A 19,649-nucleotide genomic window follows, 5' to 3' on the forward strand; every position below is an offset into this window, starting at 1 on the left:
ATCTCGGTTTGAATCTGGCTGTCAGGAAGCCTGCCGATGAATGATGAAGCAAACCGCAAACCGGCAAGCGATCCCCAGGACCTGGCGCGGCTATTGGTTTCTCGCGAGCAAGCGGGAGACGCGGAAGGAATGGCTGCTCTTTACGAACCCGGTGCCATCCTCGATACCGGCAACGGACAGTTGGCCTGCGGCAGAGATGCCATCCGCCGATTTTACGCCAAGTTGGTGGCAGCGGGACGAAAGTTTGATCTCGGAGATCAGCGTCCGGCTATCATCAACAGGGATTTGGCGCTCACTTCCACGCGCCTTGCCGACGGCACCGTTACTGCGGAAATCGCTCGCCGGCAAGGTGACGGGAACTGGCTTTGGGTGATCGATCAGCCGTCCATCGCTCGATATTCATAGCCAGCATTCAAACTGAGACGCCACCCAGAGGACGGCCGGAGGCACACAGGAGCCTCCCGCGGCTGTCGGCACCCAATCAAATTGTCGGGTTTTGGTAGCACTCAATGTCCGCTTCGTCCCCAGCCTCCATCGGCTGGCATAAACCCGGACAACTCATGTGCTACCTAATCCGGACAACTCATCTGCTTACGACACAGAACCTGGACAAGGGTTGACTTTCCGGGCGCGTTCTTTATGTGTCGCGGCAAGTTTCCCGCGTCCGGGTGTTTCCCCGTGCTCCAGCGGCCAAAACTCCACGAACATTTAACGGACGAATATCATGGCCAAAGCCGCAAACATCAAGATCAAGCTTCTGTCGACCGCCGACACCGGTTTCTTCTACGTGACCAGCAAAAACAGCCGCACCAAGACGGACAAGCTGTCGTTCCGCAAATACGACCCGGTCGCCAAGAAGCACGTCGAATTCAAGGAAACCAAGATCAAGTAATCGGGTTTTCTCTCGCAGTACCGAATCGCCGCCCTCCGGGCGGCGATTTTCGTTTCGGGATGCAGGGTTAGCCGATGCGATCGCCGCTTGCCGGATCGAACAGATGGAGCGATGCCGGATCGGCCGACAGGCGCACGGCCTCACCTGGCTTCACGCTGGCCCGGCCCATGGCAAACACGCAGACCTGCTGGCCGGCAAGCCTGGCATAGAACTGGGTGGACAGGCCGAGCGGCTCCACGACACCCACCTCGCCCTTCAGCGCGCCATTGTCGGCGAGCCGGATATGCTCGGGCCGCAAGCCGACGGTGATCGTATCGCCATCCCTGAGCGGCAGGCCGTCCGGCAGCCTCAGCTTCTGGCCGTCGGCCAGGATTGCATCCGGCTTGGCGCCCTTTTCAACCACGGCAGACAGAAAATTCATGCCGGGCGAGCCGATGAACCCGGCGACGAACATGTTGACCGGCCGGTCGTACAGATCGAGCGGCACACCGACCTGCTGGACGAGGCCGTCATGCATGACGACGATGCGGTCGGCCATTGTCATCGCTTCGGTCTGGTCGTGGGTGACATAGACCGAAGTGGTCTTCAATTGCTGGTGCAGCGCCTTGATCTCGGCACGCATGTGAACGCGCAGCTTGGCATCGAGGTTCGAAAGCGGCTCGTCGAAGAGAAAGACCTTCGGGTCGCGTACGATGGCACGGCCCATGGCGACGCGCTGACGCTGGCCGCCGGACAATTGCCGAGGCAGGCGCTGCAGAAGCGCATCGAGCCCGAGCCGCTTGGCGGCCCCGTCCACCCTTGCATCGATCACCGGCTTCCCGGCCTTCCTCAGCATCAGGCTGAAGCCCATGTTCTTCGACACGTCCATGTGCGGATAGAGCGCGTAGGACTGGAATACCATGGCAATGTCGCGGTCCTTTGGCGCCATATCGTTGACCAGGCGCTCACCAATATGGATTTCGCCGTCGGAGACCTCCTCCAGCCCGGCGATCATACGCAGCAGTGTCGACTTCCCGCAGCCGGACGGGCCGACCAGAACGACGAACTCGCCGTCGGCGATTTCGAGATCGACTGCGTGCAGAACGCGCACCGCTCCATAGTCTTTGCGGACTTTGTCAAGTGTAACGGAGGCCATCGATCTATCCCTTGACAGCGCCGGCGGTAAGGCCGGTGACGAGGTAGCGTTGCAGGAAGGCAAAGAAGACGCAGACCGGGATCAGCGCCAGGATGGAAGCCGCCATCATCTGTCCCCAGTCGACCGCGAATTTGCCGATATAGGTGAGCAGGCCGACCGCGAAAGTCTTCTGGTCGTCGCTGGAAATCAGCATCAGCGCAAACAGCAACTCGCTCCACGCGGCGGTAAAGACGAAGCCGAGCGTCGCGCCCATGCCGGGCAGCGTCAGCGGCACGATCACCTTGCGCATCGCCTGCAAGCGCGTGCAGCCGTCGATCATGGCTGCCTCTTCCAGGTCTCGCGGGATGCCGTCGAAGAAAGATTGCATCAGGAAGGTCGCAAAGGCCGTATTGAATGCGGTGTAGATGATGACGAGGCCGATCAGGCTGTTGATGAGGCCGATCTGTCCCATGATGCGGTAGATCGGCGGAATGACCATCACCAGCGGAAAAGTCTGGGTGAGCAAAAGCAGGATGGCCAGGGTCGCCTTGCCGCGGAAGGAAAATCGCGACATGGCGTAGCCGGCCAGCGTGGCAATGACCGTTACGAAGGCTGCCGTCGACACCGAAACGATAACGCTGTTCAGGAAGTAGCGCGGGAAATCGGTGGCTTCGAGCACGGTGACAAAGTTCTGCAGCGTCGCTTGCGACGGCCAGAAAGTGATGCCTTCGGAATAGAGCAGCCGCTCCGGCGTAACCGAGATCTTCAACGTCCAGAAGATCGGGAACAACGCGAAGGCCATATAGGCGGCGATGGCGCCGTAAAGGCCGATACCGCCGAGGACGCGCGAGGAAGCGGAGCGTCCGGCAATCATCAGACGTGCCTCACCAGCGAACGGCGGATGCCGATAAGCGCAACCGCGTAGACGATGAGCAGCACAAGCAGCAGGACCGCCACTGCGGAGGCATAGCCTTTGTCCAGCGACTTGAACGCGCTGACATAGATATAGACCGGCACTGTGGCGGTCGAACCGGCAGGCCCGCCTTCGGTCATGACGAAGATCAGGTCGGCGAATGTGGCGATCCATATCGTGCGCAGCATGACGGTAATGACGATGGTCGGCGCCAGGAACGGCAGCGTCACCTTGGTGAAGCGCTGCCACGGCGAGGCGCCGTCGATCGCCGCCGCCTCATGCAGTTCTGACGGGATCGACTTCAACGCCGCCAAAAGGGTGATGGCAAAAAAGGGAATGCCGAACCAGACATTGGCGACGATCGGCCCCCACATGGCTGTCGAGGGATCGGAGAGCACGTTGGTTGGCTCGGCTTTCAGCCCCAAGGCGTAGAGCCAATGCGGCAGCGGCCCGATGATCGGGTTGAACAGCCAGGCCCAGGTCAGGCCCGAGAGGAAGGACGGTACCGCCCAAGGCAGGAACACCACGGCCTGCACGATCTTTCTGCCCCGGAACGGCGTATCGAGCAGCAGCGCCAGGCCAAGTCCAAGGAAAAATTGGAAGAACAGGCTGGCTGCCGTCCACCATAGCGTGTTGACGAGCGCCTGCCCGAGCACAGGATCCGACAGCATCGCCTGATACTGCCCAAGCCCGACATATTCGGATTTGAAAGCGGAGAATTTGCGGAACGAGTAGCCGACACCGATAACCAGCGGCACCAGGAGCACGACGACCAGCAGCGCGATCGCCGGGCTGAGATAGAGCCAAGGCTCGATCACGGCATGGGATAGCCGCTTCTTTCGCGGCCTGCCGGCGGATCGGATTTCGGACACGGCATAGGTCATTGGTACTGGATCGTCTCCTGGGTAAGCACGGGCTGGCGACAGCGCCTTCCCCGTTTACGGGGAGATGCCGGTCCACCCTCCGCAGCTGCAGCGCAGCTGCTGCGGAGGACGAGCAGGCAGATGAGAGGCAACACGAGCCACGACGGGTTGGCGCCGCCCTCATCCGTCACTTCGTGACACCCCCTCCCCGTGAACGGGAGAAGGAAGAAGAGCTATTTCTTGTTCTTGGCCAGCCAGTCCTGCTGTTCCTTGGTCAGGAACTTGGCCCATTCGTCAGCCACGTCCTTGGCCGCTTTCTGGCCAAGCAGCACTTCCTGAAAATTCTTGATCGCCACCTGGTCGACGAAATTGCCCAGATTTTCCAAATGCGTCGGAGGTGTCACCATCTCGTATTTGTCGCCGTTGTTCAGTTCCTCGAACCAGCCTTTGAACTGCTCGGTCCTGAAGTGGGCGTCCTGGTCGGCGCCGTTGTGGATTGGAATGACGCCGACTTCCTTTGCCCATTCCAGATTGTCCTTGGGCGACAACAGCGTCGCCATCAGCTTCCATGCATCGTCCTTGTGCTGGGAATTGGCGAACATCGCCCAGCCGGCATAACCGAGCGTCGGATAGGATTTGCCGCTCGGTCCGACCGGCATCGGCGCCACGGCGAAATCGTCGGCGCTCATCTTGTCGGCGATGCCGAGCAGCGCGTCAGGATCCTGGTTCAGCATGGCGCAAGTGCCGGAATAGAAGCCGGTGACGGTCTCGTTGAAACCCCAGCTCACCGCATCTTTCGGCGCCAGGCCGTTCTTGTACATGTCGGCGAGCATCTGCAGGCCCTTGACCGAGCCTTCCTCATTGATGGTCGAGGTGCCGTCCTCGTTGAAATAGCCGCCCTTGCCGGCGGCGATGTTCATGAACATGTGCATGCCGTTGAAGGCGCCCGGGCCGCCGCGCAGGCAGTAGCCATATTTGCCCGGTATCGCCGAGATTTTTTTGGAGTCCTCGACGAATTCATCGAGCGTCGCCGGCGGACCGTCCAGACCGGCCTCCTTGAACAGCTTCTTGTTCCAGAACAGCGCGTTCAGGTAATAGCCGTAAGGGATCATGTACTGCTTGTTATCGACCGTCGAGCCGAACTGCTTGGCACGCTCGCCAAGCGTTTTGGCATCGTCCCATTTGGCCATGTATGGCCCGAGATCCTCGAGCTGGCCGTTGGTCGCATAGAGGCCCATCCAGCGCTCCGGCATCTCGACGATGTCGGGCGTGTCGCCGGCCTGCACCATGGTGAGGAACTTCTCGAACGCCTGGCCCCAGGGCAGCGATACCAGCTCGACCTTGACACCCGGATTGGCCGCCTCGAATTCGGCGATCTGCTTCTTGAGGAATTCGGTACGCGGCGGGCTGGTGATGACCTCGACCATCTTGACCGTGGAATCGGCCAGCACGCTGCCGGCGGAAATCGCCAGACCCAAGACGGCACCAAGAAGGATGCTCAGTTTTTTCATGTTCAGCACTCCCATTTTGAACGGCTCCTTTATCTTTTTGCTCTGTCGAAGGCCCGGGCAACATCCGCCCACAAGTCTTCGACACTTTCCAATCCGACACTGAAGCGGATGGTTCGTGGGCTGACGCCGAAGCGCGCCATCGAATTCAGGCCCGGCGTCTGCTCGAGCGAGGCCTTTGCCGGAACGACCAGGCTCTCATGGCCGCCCCAGCTGACGCCGATGCGAAAGAGTTTCAGCGCATCGACGAAAGCCGGGATGTCGACGTCTTCCGTCACTTCGAACGAGAACAGCCCGGCATAGCCGGCAAGCGTCGCCTTGCCTGGATGGTTGGAATAGGCCGGGTGGTTGATCCGCTCGACATGGTCATGCGCTTTCAGCCGTTCGGCGATGGTCAGCCCGCTCTTCATGTGGTGCGGCAACCGCAGCGGCAATGTGCGCAGGCCACGCAGCAACAGCCAGGCCTCGAAAGGCGAAAGTTTGCCGCCGAGATAGGAATAGGTCTGCTCGTTGATATGTCGGATATGGGCGGCCGAACCGGCCACCACACCGGCGACGGTGTCGCTGTGGCCGCCGAGATATTTCGAGGCCGAATGCAGCACCAGGTCGACACCGTGCGAAATCGGCTTCTGGAACACCGGCGTCGCCCAGGAATTGTCGATCGAGGTGATGATGCCCTGCTCTTTGGCCAGCCGCGCGAGCTGGGTTATGTCCTGGAGCTCGAACATCATCGACGTCGGGCTTTCCAGGTAGAGCAGCTTGGCGCCGGGAAGTGCTGCCGCGACCGCGTCCGGATCGGCACCGTCGACATAGTCGACCTTGATGTTGAGCCGTGGCAAAAGCCGTTCGAACAGCCGGTAGGCATCGCCGTAGCAATTGCGCACGACAACCATGCGCTCACCGGCGCCGACGAAAGCAAGCACCGTGGCGCTGATCGCCGCCATGCCGCTGGAAAAGCCGCGCGCGGCCTCCGCGCCTTCGAGAGCGGCGACACGCGCCTCGAACTCCATGACCGTCGGGTTGTCGCCGCGCGAATAGATCGGCTGACGTCGCCTGCCGGCGAATGTGTCGGCCATCTCGGAATAGTTGGCGAAGGTGAAGAGCGAAGTCTGGTAGATCGGCGGGACCACCGCGCCGCCGGGGAAAGGCTCGTCATGGGCGAGAAGCGTCGCTGCCTCGGCGAGATAGTCGTTTTCGAAACCGGCGGGATGATCGCTCATTTCTGGCCTGAAAGTTCGAGTTTGGCCGCGCCGCGCTTCAGATCGTCCTCGACGGTGGCGATCAGCTTGAGCGCCTCGGCCCGGGCCCCCTCCGGATCGTGCGCGGCAATGCGTTCGTAGATGGTGCGGTGGTAAGGAAAGCTGGCGTGGCCGAAATCACGAACGCCGAGCGGATGCTCCCAGAAACGATGGAACAGTTCGTGCATGGCGGCGATGATCTGCTCGAACAGCGGATTGCCGGAACTGCGGTAGATCGACTGGTGGAATTCCCAGTCCTCCTCCGCCGACATCCCGGCGCGGGTGTGGAAGGCCTGCTCCATAATGTCGAGCTTGCGCCCGATCTCGACGAGATCTGCCTGGCCCGCGCGGACGGCGCACAGGGCGGCGGCTTCCGCTTCCAGCGCCCGGCGGATTTCCAGCGTCTGCATCAGGCTGGTGAAATCATTGCCGCCGGCCAGCGTCAGCGGCATGTGCAGCATGTCCAGCGAGACCACTCCCTTGAGATAGGTGCCGCTCCCTTGGCGCCGTTCGACCAGGCCGAGCCCTTCCCACCGCGTCAACGCCTCGCGCACGGTGTTGCGGCTCACCTTGAGGCGCTCGGCAAGGATTCGTTCGGTCGGCAGTCTCTGGCCGGGCCCGAGAGCTTCCCGCATCACAAAGCCGGCCAGCGCCTTGAGCACCGCGTCGTCACGAGCAGTTGCCTGTATGGGGGAAAGGCCGAATTCGGTCATGCCAACGGGTCACCAAATGGCTCAATGGTCCAACCAATTTCTGCATAGAAGACAGGGGCCTGTCAATCGACTGCGGGCGCATACGCCCTGCCCAGCCGGCTATTTCAAAGGGCGCTGTCGCTGCCGCAACAAAAACCAAGCGTTTTCCGGGTCTTGGCGTAGAATCCTGATGTGTTCTGAAAATTGGGGGCCGGCCGGCGTTTGGCAGCGGTACGAGGAGGCCACTATGTGCCAGCGCCGGCCGGCCGACCCCACGGACCCAGGAGATGCGGCGGACCTGAGCATCATGGGGTATTCTTCGGGTCGAACCGGCGATCTAGCCTCGTTGCCGGTTACGTCTAAGGGCTGCACATTTGCGCAACAACTTATGGAAATCAACCGTTTCTTAACCAAGCCTCGCAAATCGCTTGGATTAAGGTAAATTCGTAACCTTGTCGCGTTGACCCGGCAATTGGTGTTCGGTGCTAAGCCGCCTTGGCGACGACGCGATTGCGGCCGCCGCTCTTGGCTTCGTAGAGCGCAAGGTCGGCGCGTTTCATTAGCGCGGAGACCGTGTCCACCCCTTTCAGCACCGACGAAACGCCGACGCTGACGGTGACTTCGACGGCTTTGCCTTCGGCGCCGACGGGAAACGGCAGTTGGGCGATTTCGGCGCGAATGCGCTCGGCGACCTTTTCGGCCACCGCGCCGTCGGTGTCCGGCATCACCACGACGAACTCCTCGCCGCCGAAGCGGCAGGCTAGGTCGATGCCGCGCACATTCTTGCGCAGCCGCCGCGCGAATTCGCGCAGCACGTCGTCGCCGCCGTCATGGCCATGCGCGTCATTGATGCTCTTGAAGCGGTCCAGATCGGTGATCATCACCGACAGCGGCCGGCGCCGTGCCACGGCGCGGTCGAACAGCGTCTGCAGATGGCTGTCGAGATAGCGCCGGTTGTGCAGGCCGGTCAGGGCATCGGTCACCGCCATCTCGATGGTCTGGGTGACGCTGGCGCGAAGCTGGTCGTTGTAGCGCTTGCGGCGCACCTGCGTACGCAGCCGCGCGGTCAGCTCCTGCTGGTCGATCGGCCGCATCAGATAATCATTGATGCCGAGTTCGAGGCCGCGGATGATACGCCCCTCCTCGCCCTCGTCCGCCAGAAGGATGATCGGCAGGAAACGGGTGCGATCGAGCGAGCGCAATTGCGAGCAGAGCCTCAGCGGGTCGAAATCGGCGAAGGCCGTCGAGATCATCACGCATTCATACGGCTGCTCGGCGGCCTGGAAGAAGCCTGCATGCGGATCGTTGGCGACGTCGAGATCGGCACTGCCGCGCAGCATCTTCTGGACGCGCTCGAACGAGGATTTGCGCTCGTCGACCAGCAGCACCTTCGGCACCGCGTCGTCGGCAGCGAAGTTGCGGCTCAAAAGCTCCTCGATGCCGATATTGCGTGTCGTCGAGGCGCGCAGCCGCAGCTCGTCGGTCAGCGATTTCAGCCTGACCAGGCTCTTGACGCGCGTCATCAGCTGCAGATCGTTGACCGGCTTGGTCAAAAAATCGTCGGCGCCGGCCTCGAGGCCGCACACCCGGTCCGAAACCTGGTCGAGCGCGGTGATCATCACGACAGGGATATGCGACGTCGCCGGGTCGCCCTTCAGCCGCCGGCAGACCTCAAACCCGTCCATATCGGGCATCATCACGTCGAGCAGCACGACGTCGACCTTGCCGTTCTCGCAGATCTCGATCGCGTCCGGCCCGTTGGTGGCGGTCAGGACCTCGAAATATTCGGCGAGCAGCCGAACCTCCAGCAGCCTGACATTGGCTGGGATGTCGTCGACGACGAGGATCCGCGCGGTCATTTCACAAAGCTCCGGCTCGGCTGAGAAGGGACATCAGGCATCGCCCAGGTAGGATTTGATGGTTTCGATGAAACGCGGCACCGAGATCGGCTTGGAGATATATGCCTCGCAGCCGCCCTGGCGAATGCGCTCCTCGTCCCCCTTCATCGCGAAGGCGGTGACGGCGATGACCGGGATGACGTGGAGATCATCGTCCTCCTTCAGCCATTTGGTGACCTCGAGGCCCGACACTTCCGGCAGCTGGATGTCCATCAGGATGAGGTCCGGCCTGTGCTGCCGCGCCAGATCCAGCGCTTCCAGGCCGTTGCGTGTGCGCACCGTCTCGTAGCCGCTCGCTTCGATGAGGTCGCGAAAGAGCTTCATGTTGAGCTCGTTGTCTTCGACGATCATAACCTTCTTTGGCATCGATTTCCCGTCCCGGCTGACCTTCCACTCGAAGGGTGCCGTCATGCGCCCCTTGTCGGCACGCACCAAACCTGTTCCCACTATACGGCAATATGATTGACGAAACGCAAACCGGCCGCCCTAAAAGCGTTCGGATTCCAGATCGGCGGCTTGCTGCCGGCGACACTTGCCACTACTGCGAAAACAGAACGATTCCGCCCATGAAGGAAGGTAGCGATGGCAAACGCAGCGTCAATGCGCGAGGAAGCGGAAACCATTGCCGTAAAGGCGTTGGGCTTCGTCGCCGCCGATCCGGAACTTCTGCCCCGCTTCCTGGCGATCACCGGCATCGAAGCCCATTCCATCCGCCGGGCGGCGGGCGAGCCGGGATTCCTGGCCGGCGTGCTGCAGTTCATCCTTGCCCATGAGCCGACGCTGATGCGTTTTTCCGAGGAGACCGGAACGCCGCCCGCCGCAGTCGGCAAGGCATTGCGGGCGCTGCCGCTCGGCGACGACAATCATGAGCATTCGGTATGAGCGACGATCCCGAGACGGCGCGGCAGATCGAGGAGCTGGCCGCCGACGACCGGCCGCTGCTGGTGCTCGACGTCGACGACGTCGTGCTCGAATTCATCCGGCCGTTTCCGCATTTCCTCAAATCGCGCGGCTTCGGCCTGACGCTGGCTTCCTTCCGCCTCACCGGCAACATCACCGAAACGGCGAGCGGCCGTTTGATCGAACAGCCCGAGGTTACGGCACTTCTGGGGGAATTCTTTGACGCCCAGGCCGATTGGCAAAGCATCACCGACGGTGCCGAGGATGCTCTTGCAGCGCTTAGCGACAGCGCCGAGATCGTTCTGCTAACCGCCATGCCGCACAAGCACCGCGTGGTGCGCCGTGCGCATCTCGACGCGCTCGGATTGCCCTACCCGCTTTTGACCACCGAAATGGCCAAGGGACCGGCGGTGGCCAAATTGCGCGGCAACAAGGGCCGCCCGGTCGCTTTCGTCGACGATCAGCCGTCCAATCTTGTGTCGGTGCAGAACTCGGTCGCCGATGCGTATCTCTTCCATCTGATGGCCGACAATTCGCTGCGCGCTTTCCTGCCGCCGCCGGACGGCGTCAGAGTCGTCGAAGACTGGCGCGACGGCGCGCCGAAGATCGCGAGCGCTCTGGGGCTTTAATGCGAGCGCTCAGGGCTGCAGCTTCGGTCCTGCCCCGCCATTGTCGCCGCCGTCCGAATCCTCGCCCCCGGTCGAATTGTCCGTTCCATTCGCGCCATCATCGCCCGAGTTGTCATCCTGGCCGGCGCTGTCGTCCTGGACTTCATCCGGCCCCTTCAGCATGGCGCCGTTGACCGCAACGGACCCATCGGCCTTGGTGTTGATCACCCATTCCAGCCGGCCATCCGGCAGCGTCTTGCCAAAACCTTTGACGGCCAGCGCAAAGGGGAAGGCCTGCGCCATCTGCTCATCGCTCTTGGCGCCTTCCTTCAAGGCATCGACGATCCTGTCGTAGCCGGCCACAGCGACGGTCACGGTCGCATCAGGCTTTTCGCCGCCCGGGAAAGTCATCTCGCCTTCCATGGCGACTTCGACGTCGCCATTCTTCACGGTCGAGTGGCCGAGGATTACTTTGGGTTTCTTGGCCTTGAAATCGGCGACCAAAGCCTTGCCGAATTCCCCCGGCAACGGCGGATTCTTATTGAGATCAAAGGCTTCGATCGCCTTCTTCGCCATCGTGTCGAGATCGATATTGGCACCGCCGAAGTTGAGGTCGATATCCGTCGGCACCAGTGGACCAGTCCAGGCGGGCAGCAATTGCCGGGGGATCGTCAGACCGGAGGCCTTGATCCCATAGTTGATCTTGCCGTTCTGGGAGACGCCATCCATGCCGCTAGCCAAATCCAACTGCTTCGCACCCCACTTGCCGACTGGGCTCTCAATTGCGAAATCCTTGAAGGCGTACGTTCCGTCGATTCTTTCCCAGACAGGCAACGCCGCAAGGAGACGTGACTTAAGTTCCGCCTGATTTACTTTCAGTTTCGCCTCGTCTTCATTAGCGACGGCAAAAGCAAGCAGATCCATCAACGGCTTTGTCCGAACACCCTTGCCGTTTGCATGCACCGAAAATTCCGGCGCATTGAGGGTGACCGGGAAATTCAACCCTCGCTCGGGATCGTTGATTTTGAGGACTTCAGCAAAATTCAAGATCTTTTCCGCGACAGTGAAATCGATGCCGCCGTTCGCCGATTTCGTCGAATTTAGCGTGGCGGTGCCGGCACCGGCAGAGACATCGGCCTCTTGCTTCGGCTCCCGGGTTTTCATCGTCATAGCGTCCATTGACCCCGTGGCGCTGACGAAGGCCACCAGGGCCGGATCATACACACCGGTGAACTTGTTGTTCGACACCGAAAAGTCGATGTGCTGCGGCCCTTGAGGCCCCTTGAAATCGAACGATCCGGTCAGCGACGTATCCGCCGACACGTCCCACTGCCCGTCCTGGCGCGGCTTGACCCGCATGTCGTAAGGCGTGACGTCGAACTTGAAGGAATCCTGTTTCGACAGCAACGCGACGAGCGGCTTGAAATCGACGGCGAGTTTGTACGCATCGCCGTCGGCAGTGATTTTCACCAGCCCGATATCGAAACCCTGCCTGCCGAAATAATGTGCCAGATCATCGGTAAGCTTCTTCGCGCCTTGGCTGTCGACGGTCTGGGCGAAAGCGGGCGCGCTAAACGCGACGGCGAGAACAAGTGGCAATACACGCTTCACGTCGATTCTCCGTTGTCTCGGGCCAAATCATTGCTTGTATTAGTGAAACAGCGTTACAGCGGCAAGACGCCGGCTGTAGGCCAAAAGCGCATCCGGCTAAAGCACCAGCCGCACCAGCGGTCGGCCTGGCTTACGTTCGACCAATCGCTGGAACCCGGCCTTCTCGAAGACCCGCGACGAGCCTACGAACAGCCCGATCGAGCGCGAATCCTTCGACAGGTCGATCGGGCAGGCCTCGATCAGCCGCGCGCCGTTCTCGCGGGCGAACTCGATGCCGCCTTGGACCAGGCGGTGCGACAGGCCCTTGCCGCGTGCTTTGGTGCGGATGAAGAAGCAGGAGATCGCCCAGACGCCCGGATCGCTGGCGTCGGCGGGGTCGATCGGCGCCGACCCCCTGCCCTGGTTGTTCCATTCGGGCACGTCGGCACGCGGGCCGATCTGCATCCAGCCGACCGCCTGGCCACCCTCGAAGGCCAACAGGCCCGGCGGCGGCCCGGCCTCGATCCGCGCCTTGATGTGGTCCTTGTTGCGCTCCCGGTTGCTCGCGCGGCGCGCTGCGGGCGACAGCCGGAAATGTGTGCACCAGCAGCCGTAGCAGGCGCCTTGCCTACCGAAAAGATCTTCGAAATCCGCCCAAAGCTCGGGCACTAGCGGCGCTGTGGTCGTATTCATGAGCTCTCTCCCGGCCCACCGCCTTGTCGTGGCATCCGTCCTGACGTACCATTGCATTTGTTCTCTTTATGTTCGCAGCGATGGCGGCCCCTGTCAACAATCCCGAACACGGTTTTTGCCGCGACTGCCTGAGTTTTCAGCGCAGCGAGGCACGCCGTTGCGAGCGCTGCGGCAGTCCACGGCTCGCCCGCCATCCGGAGCTCTACCGGCTGCGCCTTGCCCATATCGATTGCGACGCGTTCTACGCGGCGGTCGAAAAGCGCGACAACCCGGCGTTGAAGGACCGGCCATTGATCATCGGCGGCGGCAAGCGCGGCGTCGTCTCCACCGCATGCTACATTGCCCGCATCCACGGCGTGCGCTCGGCAATGCCGATGTTCAAGGCGCTCGAAGCCTGCCCGGAAGCGGTGGTCCTGCCGCCGGACATGGAAAAATACGTCCGCGTCGGCCGTGAGGTGCGCGCCATGATGCAGGCGCTGACGCCGCTGGTCGAGCCGCTCTCGATCGACGAGGCCTTTCTCGACCTCGCCGGCACCGAGCGCCTGCATGGCCTGCCGCCTGCGGTGGTCCTGGCGCGCTTCGCACTCGGCGTGGAAAAGGAGATCGGCATCACCGTTTCGGCCGGTCTTTCCTACTGCAAGTTCCTGGCCAAGGTGGCATCGGACTTCCGCAAGCCGCGCGGCTTTTCGGTGATCGGCGAGGCCGAGGCTATCGGCTTCCTGGCCGAGCAGCCGGTGACGCTGATCTGGGGGGTCGGCAAGGCCTTTGCCGCCACGCTCGAGCGCGACGGCATCCGCACCATCGGCCAGTTGCAGCGTATGGAACGTGGCGATCTGATGCGCCGCTACGGCGTCATGGGCGACCGGCTCTACCGGCTTTCGCGCGGCGAGGACGACCGTCGCGTCGTTCCCGACCAGGACGCGAAAAGCGTCTCGGCGGAAACCACTTTCGATACCGACATCGCCTCCGTCGACGAACTGGTTTCGGTGCTGAGGGCGCTGTCGGAAAAAGTCTCGGCCCGGCTGAAGAAATCCGGCATTGCCGGACGCACCGTCGTCCTCAAGCTGAAGACCCAGGATTTCAAGATCCGCACGCGCAATCGCCAGCTCGGCGATCCGACCCGGCTGGCCGACCGCATCTTTCAGACCGGGCTCGAGCTGCTGCGCAAGGAAGCGGATGGCACGAAATACCGGCTGCTCGGCATTGGCGTCAGCGATCTCTCCGACGATGACCGGGCGGACCCGCCCGACCTGGTCGACGTCCAGTCACGCAAGCGCGCCATGGCCGAAGGCGCCATCGACACGCTGCGCGGCAAGTTCGGCCGCAGGGCGGTGGAAACCGGCTATACCTTCGGCAAGGGCCGCGATGCCCATCCGCCCGAACCGGTCGAGGAATGATACCGGCATGTTTGAGATTCAGGTCAGGCCGAGTCGAGAAGGGTGGTTTCCGAGAACCGGAGCGGAGCGCACTTGTGAGTACGTGAGCACTGGATGCGCAGGAAACCGCTTTTCGCAGGCCGGCCTCACCTGAATATCAACTTGCCCCAGTCACGTGCGCTGCAGATCGATCCGGGTGGTCACCACACTCTTCCCGGTTTTCGGATCGGTATCGACGACGATCAGCCGCATGCCATTCTCGCCGTTCTTCTCGACCGTCATTTGCGCCTTGCGATCGCCATTGACCTCCTTGGCCCAACGGATGCCGAGATTGATTGCGTTGCCGGAGCGGCTGCCGCTCAATTGCGCCGGCCCGGTGCGCGATCCGACATAGATGCCGGTGTATTTCGTCCCGCTCGATTTGAGATCGGCGCTGATGGCGCGCGTTACCACGATAAGACCGCGGCAGCTGCCGTCGAGCGATAGCGAGCTCGACGTTGCGTCGGAATTGAAATGACAGGAGACATTCACCGTCGGCGCATCGGTGGTCACCTTGACGATGCCTTTGCCGGCGAAATTCCCCTGGAATGAGCGAAGAAAATCCGGATCGTCGGCATGCGCTGCCCCGGCCCCGGCCGTCAGGCAGCCGGCAAGTACAAATCGTGCAAGTGATTTCATCGGACCGCTCCTCGTTGGTATCCAAAACACAGCACGCAAACACTGAGGGACCAACGCTCCCCTCAGCGGCGGGTTCCGGCTTCAACATCACTGTTTGCAACGCTGCACGGCTGGCCCAGTCGAATGCGTCGGCTAGCGGTTGCGATGAGCGCTCCGGCTTGCGACATAGCCGCATGGCACCCGCACCCTCGATCCCCAAGGCCGCGTTCTGGATGGCGCTGTCGATCGCCTCGTTCCTGGCGATGTCGGTGGCCGGCCGTGCCACGACGGCCGAACTAAACGTCTTCCAGGTGCTCGAGCTGCGCTCGGTGATCGGCTTTTTCATCCTGTTGCCGCTGGTCATGATGTCAGGCGGTTTTGCGGCGATGCGCACCGGACGCCCGCTGGCTCATATCGCCCGCAACGTCGTCCACTATACCGGCCAGGCTGCCTGGCTCTACGCCCTGACGCTGATCCCGCTTGCGGTACTGATCTCGATCGAATTCACGACGCCGATCTGGACCGCTTTGCTGGCCGTCGCTTTCCTCGGCGAAAGGCTCTCCCGGCCACGGCTGGCGGCAATCGTGCTCGGGCTGATCGGCGTTGTGATCATCGTGCGTCCGGGCGTCGGCGCGGTCAATCCGGGACATGTCATCGTGCTGGGAGCCGCGGTCTGCTTCGGCGTCTCGGTGGTCCTCGTCAAGTCGCTGACGCGGACGGACAGCGTCGTGCGCATCATCTTCTGGATGCTGATCATCCAGTCGCTGCTTGGCCTCGTCCCGGCGCTTTACGAATGGCGCAACCCGCCGCTTGAGCTCTGGCCGTGGATCCTGCTCATCGCCTTCACCGGCATGTCGTCGCATTTCTGCATGGCCCGCGCACTTGTCTATGCCGATGCGACGGTCATCTCGCCAATGGACTTTTTGCGCGTGCCGCTGTCGGCGGTGATCGGATGGCTGCTCTATCACGAGCAGATCGACGCCTTCACCGCCGGTGGCGCCCTGCTGATCCTCATGGGAAATCTGCTCAACCTGCAGCGGAGAGCACCGCAACCGGCGGAGATCGCCGCTTCATAAGCGTGCGCTAACTCTTAGACCAGTTCCACCTCGACCACGCCCGGCACCGCCCGCATCGCCGACGCGATCTGCGGCGATACGCGGTAGCGGTTGGGCAACTCGATCTCGACCTCGCCCTCGCCGCCTTCCTTGATGACGATGATGCTCACCTGACTGTCGCCACGCTGGCCAAGCTGCGATTGGATTGTCGATGCCGGTGCGTCATTTCTGACGAAGATGCGCAACGCTTTCTGGATACGGCTTGCCTCTTCCTCCAACGACTGCACGGTCTGGATGCGCAGATTGACGCCTTCAGGCCTGTCCTCGGCCGAAACGGTGATCACCACCGAGCGGCCGGGTTCGAGCAGGTCGCGGTATTGCGCCAGCCCCTCGGAAAACAGCACCGCTTCATACTGGCCGGAGGTGTCGGAGAACTGCACGACGCCCATCTTGTTGCCGGTGCGCGTCTTGCGCTCCTGCTTGGTGGTCACCGTGCCGGCGAGCCGGCCGGCGGCAGCACCGCGTTTGACGGCGGCCGAAAACTCGCCCCAGGTCTGCACCCGCATTTTCTGCAGCGCCGCCTTGTATTCGTCGAGCGGATGCGCCGAGAGATAGAACCCGACCACCTGGAATTCACGGTGCAGGCGGTCGGCGGCGAGCCAGGGATCGGTCGCCGGCAAGTTGAGCGCCTGCGACTGTGCGCCGAGCGAGGCGCCAAAGATGTCATGCTGGCCGGTGACGGCATTCTGCTGCGCCAGCGACGCCAGCCCCATCATCCGCTCGACGCCGGCCATCATCGCCGCGCGGTCATGACCGAAGCAGTCGAGCGCGCCGGCCATGATCAGGCTTTCGAAGACGCGCTTGCCGACGATCTTCGGATCGACCCTTTCACAGAAATCGGCGAGGCTCTTGAAGGGTTTTTCGCCGCGCGTGGCGACGATGTGCTCGACCGCCGCATCGCCGACGCCCTTGAGCGCGGCCAGCGAATAGAAGATGCGGTTCTCGCCGACCTCGAAATCCCGGAACGACGTCATGACCGACGGCGCCACCACCTCGATGCCGAGGCGCAGCGCATCCTGGCGGAAATCGGCGAGCTTGTCCGTATTGCCCATGTCGAGCGTCATCGATGCCGCCAGGAATTCGACGGGGTAATGCGCCTTCAGATAGGCGGTCTGGTAGGAGACGACGGCATAGGCGGCGGCATGCGATTTGTTGAAACCGTAGTCGGCAAACTTTGCCAGCAGGTCGAAGATGAAGTCGGCTTGCGGCTTGCCGACGCCGCGCTCGACCGCGCCCGAAACAAAGCGCTCGCGCTGCTTGTCCATCTCGGCGCGGATCTTCTTGCCCATGGCGCGGCGCAGCAGATCGGCTTCGCCCAGCGAATAGCCGGAGAGCTCCTGCGCGATCTGCATCACCTGTTCCTGGTAGACGATGACGCCTTGCGTCTCCTTGACGAGATGGTCGATCTTCGGGTGGATCGACGCCATCTCCTCCTCGCCGTGCTTTCTGGCGTTGTAGGTCGGTATGTTCTCCATCGGCCCCGGCCGGTAGAGCGCGACCAGCGCGATAATGTCCTCGATACAGTCGGGCCGCATGCCGATCAGCGCCTTGCGCATGCCGGCACTTTCCACCTGGAACACGCCGACCACCTCGCCGCGCGACAGCATGGCGTAGGTTTCGGGGTCGTCGAGCGGAATGTGGGCAAGATCGATCTCGATGCCGCGGCGGCGGATCAGCTTGACGGCCCTGTCCAGCACCGTCAGCGTCTTCAGGCCAAGGAAGTCGAATTTCACCAGCCCGGCCTGCTCGACATATTTCATGTTGAACTGCGTGACCGGCATGTCCGAGCGCGGATCGCGGTACATCGGCACCAGCTCCGACAGCGGCCGGTCGCCGATGACGATGCCGGCGGCGTGCGTCGAGGCGTGCCGATAAAGACCTTCCAGTTTCTGCGCCGTATCGAGCAGCGTCTGCACGATCGGCTCACGCTCCGCCTCTTCGGCAAAGCGCGGCTCGTTGGCGATGGCGTCGGCGAGCTTGACCGGATTGGCCGGGTTCGACGGCACCATCTTGCTCAGCTTGTCGACCTGCCCGTAAGGCATCTGCAGCACGCGGCCGACGTCGCGCAGCACCGCGCGCGCCTGCAACGTGCCGAAGGTGATGATCTGGCCAACCTGGTCGCGGCCGTATTTCTGCTGGACGTAGCGGATGACTTCCTCGCGCCGGTCCTGGCAGAAGTCGATGTCGAAGTCGGGCATAGACACGCGGTCGGGATTGAGGAAGCGCTCGAACAGCAGCGAAAAACGCAGTGGATCGATGTCGGTGATGGTCGTGGCATAGGCGACCAGCGAGCCGGCGCCCGAACCGCGGCCCGGGCCGACCGGAATGCCTTGTGCCTTGGCCCATTTGATGAAGTCGGCAACGATCAGGAAATAGCCCGGATATTTCATCTTCTCGATGACGCCGAGCTCGAAATCCAGCCTTTCGCGATATTGCTCGACGGTATAGCCGGGCGTCGGGCCGTGCGCCGCCAGCCGCGCCTCCAGCCCTTCATGCGCCTGCCTGGCAAGCTCCTGCGCCTCCGCCTTGACCGCAGCATCGGCGTCGGCGACATCGCGGCCGGCAAAGCGCGGCAGAATCGGATTGCGGGTCTTCGGGTAATACGAGCAGCGCAGCGCGATCTCGACGGTGTTGTCGATTGCTTCCGGCAGGTCGGCGAACAGCCTCGCCATATCGGCCTGGCTTCTCAGGAAGTGGTCGGGCGAAAGGCGGCGGCGATTGTCGGCCGCAACCACGGAACCTTCGGCGATGGCGATCAGGGCGTCATGCGCCTCATAGTCTTCACGAGAGAAGAAAAACGCCTCGTTGGTGGCAACCAGCGGCAGATCGTGGCGGTAGGCGAGGTCGACCGACGACTGCTCGATGGCGCGGTCGTAGCCGGAGACCCGCTCAAGCTCGACATAGAGCCGGTCGCCGAACAGGCTCTTGAGCGCCGAGAGCCGGGTCTCGGCGAGTTCGCGGCGATCCTGTTTCAAGGCACTGCCGATCGGACCGCGCGGTCCGCCCGTAAGGCAGATCAATCCGTCGGTGTGGCCCTGCAACATCTCGCTCGTCAGATGCACCGCTTCGCCGGGCGGTGTCTCGAGGTAGACGCGGCTGACCAGCCTGACCAGATTGCCGTAGCCGGCCTCGGTTGCGGCGATCAGGACGACCGGCCGCATCTCCGGTCCTTGCCGCCTGCGGTCGCGCTGGCTGTCGCTCGCCTCGCCGGAAAAGGCGAGGTCGATCTGGCAGCCGATGATCGGCTGGATGCCGTCCTTTACCGCCTTCTGGGCGAATTCCAGCGCGCCGAACAGATTGTTGGTGTCGGTGACGGCGATTGCCGGGCATTCGTCCTGCACCGCATGGCCGACGATCTTGCCGAGCTGCAAGGCACCTTCGAGCAGCGAATAGGCCGAATGCACACGCAGATGAATGAATCGACGCGCCGCCGCCTCCGCCCGCGACGCCTTTGCATAGGCCTCGCGCAGCAAGGGATCGCGTGGAAGTCTTTCATCCGCCATGGTTTTTTCGCGCCGCCTGAAGGGACTCAGTCGATGAAGTTGTATTGTCGAGCGCCGGGTAGCACGAGTCCAGCGCTAGTGATTAGAGC

The 19,649-nt window shown here is 62.4% G+C and carries 18 protein-coding genes; 6 read left to right on the forward strand and 12 right to left on the reverse strand.

Translation table 11 applies throughout. The features are described 5' to 3' along the window. The first annotated feature begins 36 nt into the window (after positions 1 to 36). Together NKH33_RS27385 and rpmG are read left to right on the forward strand one after the other, a co-directional pair. On the forward strand, positions 37 to 405 hold the full coding sequence (locus NKH33_RS27385; RefSeq protein ID WP_352471772.1) for a YybH family protein: 369 nt from the start codon (positions 37 to 39) through the stop codon (positions 403 to 405). 319 nt (positions 406 to 724) lie between these two features. Beyond that, a complete protein-coding gene (gene rpmG, locus NKH33_RS27390) occupies positions 725 to 892 on the forward strand; it encodes a 50S ribosomal protein L33 (RefSeq protein WP_006201775.1) in 168 nt (55 codons plus the stop codon). Between the two features lie 67 nt (positions 893 to 959). Here rpmG and NKH33_RS27395 read toward each other — a convergent pair whose 3' ends face one another. From NKH33_RS27395 to NKH33_RS27430, 8 genes are all read right to left on the reverse strand, one after another. Then, the gene (locus NKH33_RS27395; protein ID WP_352922381.1) at positions 960 to 2,027 is read right to left on the reverse strand and encodes an ABC transporter ATP-binding protein; all 1,068 of its coding nucleotides are present in this window, start codon (positions 2,025 to 2,027) and stop codon (positions 960 to 962) included. Positions 2,028 to 2,031: 4 nt separating this feature from the next. Next, positions 2,032 to 2,880 (reverse strand): carbohydrate ABC transporter permease, encoded by an 849-nt coding sequence (locus NKH33_RS27400; RefSeq protein WP_352770280.1) that lies wholly within the window; start codon positions 2,878 to 2,880, stop codon positions 2,032 to 2,034. Further along, the gene (locus NKH33_RS27405; RefSeq protein ID WP_352613811.1) at positions 2,880 to 3,803 is read right to left on the reverse strand and encodes a carbohydrate ABC transporter permease; all 924 of its coding nucleotides are present in this window, start codon (positions 3,801 to 3,803) and stop codon (positions 2,880 to 2,882) included. The genes NKH33_RS27400 and NKH33_RS27405 overlap by 1 nt, the downstream gene beginning before the upstream one ends. 212 nt (positions 3,804 to 4,015) lie before the next feature. Beyond that, a complete protein-coding gene (locus NKH33_RS27410) occupies positions 4,016 to 5,293 on the reverse strand; it encodes an ABC transporter substrate-binding protein (RefSeq protein ID WP_352770278.1) in 1,278 nt (425 codons plus the stop codon). Between the two features lie 29 nt (positions 5,294 to 5,322). Beyond that, positions 5,323 to 6,510, reverse strand: coding sequence for a PLP-dependent transferase (locus tag NKH33_RS27415; protein ID WP_352922384.1), 1,188 nt, complete (start codon positions 6,508 to 6,510; stop codon positions 5,323 to 5,325). After that, positions 6,507 to 7,241, reverse strand: a complete 735-nt coding sequence (locus tag NKH33_RS27420) for a FadR/GntR family transcriptional regulator (protein WP_023679986.1) — start codon at positions 7,239 to 7,241, stop codon at positions 6,507 to 6,509. Before NKH33_RS27420 ends, NKH33_RS27415 begins: the two co-directional genes overlap by 4 nt. 464 nt (positions 7,242 to 7,705) lie before the next feature. After that, complete coding sequence (locus NKH33_RS27425) at positions 7,706 to 9,079, reverse strand: PleD family two-component system response regulator (protein WP_352502453.1); 1,374 nt, start codon at positions 9,077 to 9,079, stop codon at positions 7,706 to 7,708. A gap of 33 nt (positions 9,080 to 9,112) precedes the next feature. After that, the gene (locus NKH33_RS27430) at positions 9,113 to 9,529 is read right to left on the reverse strand and encodes a response regulator (protein WP_352876500.1); all 417 of its coding nucleotides are present in this window, start codon (positions 9,527 to 9,529) and stop codon (positions 9,113 to 9,115) included. Positions 9,530 to 9,700: 171 nt separating this feature from the next. On the opposite strand from NKH33_RS27430, the gene NKH33_RS27435 reads away from it, so the two are divergent. Next, positions 9,701 to 10,000, forward strand: a complete 300-nt coding sequence (locus NKH33_RS27435; protein WP_352502452.1) for a DUF3572 domain-containing protein — start codon at positions 9,701 to 9,703, stop codon at positions 9,998 to 10,000. Continuing rightward, on the forward strand, positions 9,997 to 10,647 hold the full coding sequence (locus tag NKH33_RS27440) for a hypothetical protein (protein WP_352922387.1): 651 nt from the start codon (positions 9,997 to 9,999) through the stop codon (positions 10,645 to 10,647). The genes NKH33_RS27435 and NKH33_RS27440 overlap by 4 nt, the downstream gene beginning before the upstream one ends. A gap of 9 nt (positions 10,648 to 10,656) precedes the next feature. Here NKH33_RS27440 and NKH33_RS27445 read toward each other — a convergent pair whose 3' ends face one another. Both NKH33_RS27445 and NKH33_RS27450 read right to left on the reverse strand, forming a co-directional pair. Continuing rightward, positions 10,657 to 12,096, reverse strand: a complete 1,440-nt coding sequence (locus NKH33_RS27445) for a hypothetical protein (RefSeq protein ID WP_352922390.1) — start codon at positions 12,094 to 12,096, stop codon at positions 10,657 to 10,659. Positions 12,097 to 12,333: 237 nt separating this feature from the next. Further along, complete coding sequence (locus tag NKH33_RS27450) at positions 12,334 to 12,909, reverse strand: GNAT family N-acetyltransferase (protein ID WP_352922393.1); 576 nt, start codon at positions 12,907 to 12,909, stop codon at positions 12,334 to 12,336. A gap of 68 nt (positions 12,910 to 12,977) precedes the next feature. Here NKH33_RS27450 and NKH33_RS27455 point away from each other — a divergent pair, with 68 nt between their 5' ends. After that, entirely contained in the window at positions 12,978 to 14,306 is a 1,329-nt protein-coding gene (locus tag NKH33_RS27455) for a DNA polymerase IV (protein ID WP_352922396.1), read from the forward strand. Between the two features lie 150 nt (positions 14,307 to 14,456). Here the strand turns inward: NKH33_RS27455 and NKH33_RS27460 are convergent, their stop codons facing one another. Further along, positions 14,457 to 14,963 carry a hypothetical protein gene (locus NKH33_RS27460; protein WP_352922399.1) on the reverse strand — a complete coding sequence of 169 codons (507 nt, stop codon included), beginning with the start codon at positions 14,961 to 14,963 and terminating at the stop codon, positions 14,457 to 14,459. A gap of 173 nt (positions 14,964 to 15,136) precedes the next feature. Here NKH33_RS27460 and NKH33_RS27465 point away from each other — a divergent pair, with 173 nt between their 5' ends. Continuing rightward, on the forward strand, positions 15,137 to 16,018 hold the full coding sequence (locus NKH33_RS27465; protein WP_352471788.1) for a DMT family transporter: 882 nt from the start codon (positions 15,137 to 15,139) through the stop codon (positions 16,016 to 16,018). A 14-nt stretch (positions 16,019 to 16,032) separates the two neighbouring features. Here the strand turns inward: NKH33_RS27465 and dnaE are convergent, their stop codons facing one another. Next, positions 16,033 to 19,560 (reverse strand): DNA polymerase III subunit alpha, encoded by a 3,528-nt coding sequence (gene dnaE, locus NKH33_RS27470; protein WP_352770264.1) that lies wholly within the window; start codon positions 19,558 to 19,560, stop codon positions 16,033 to 16,035. Positions 19,561 to 19,649 lie beyond the last annotated feature (89 nt).

Origin of the sequence: Mesorhizobium sp. M1182 (genome assembly GCF_040318335.1) — a bacterium.
GTDB lineage: Bacteria > Pseudomonadota > Alphaproteobacteria > Rhizobiales > Rhizobiaceae > Mesorhizobium.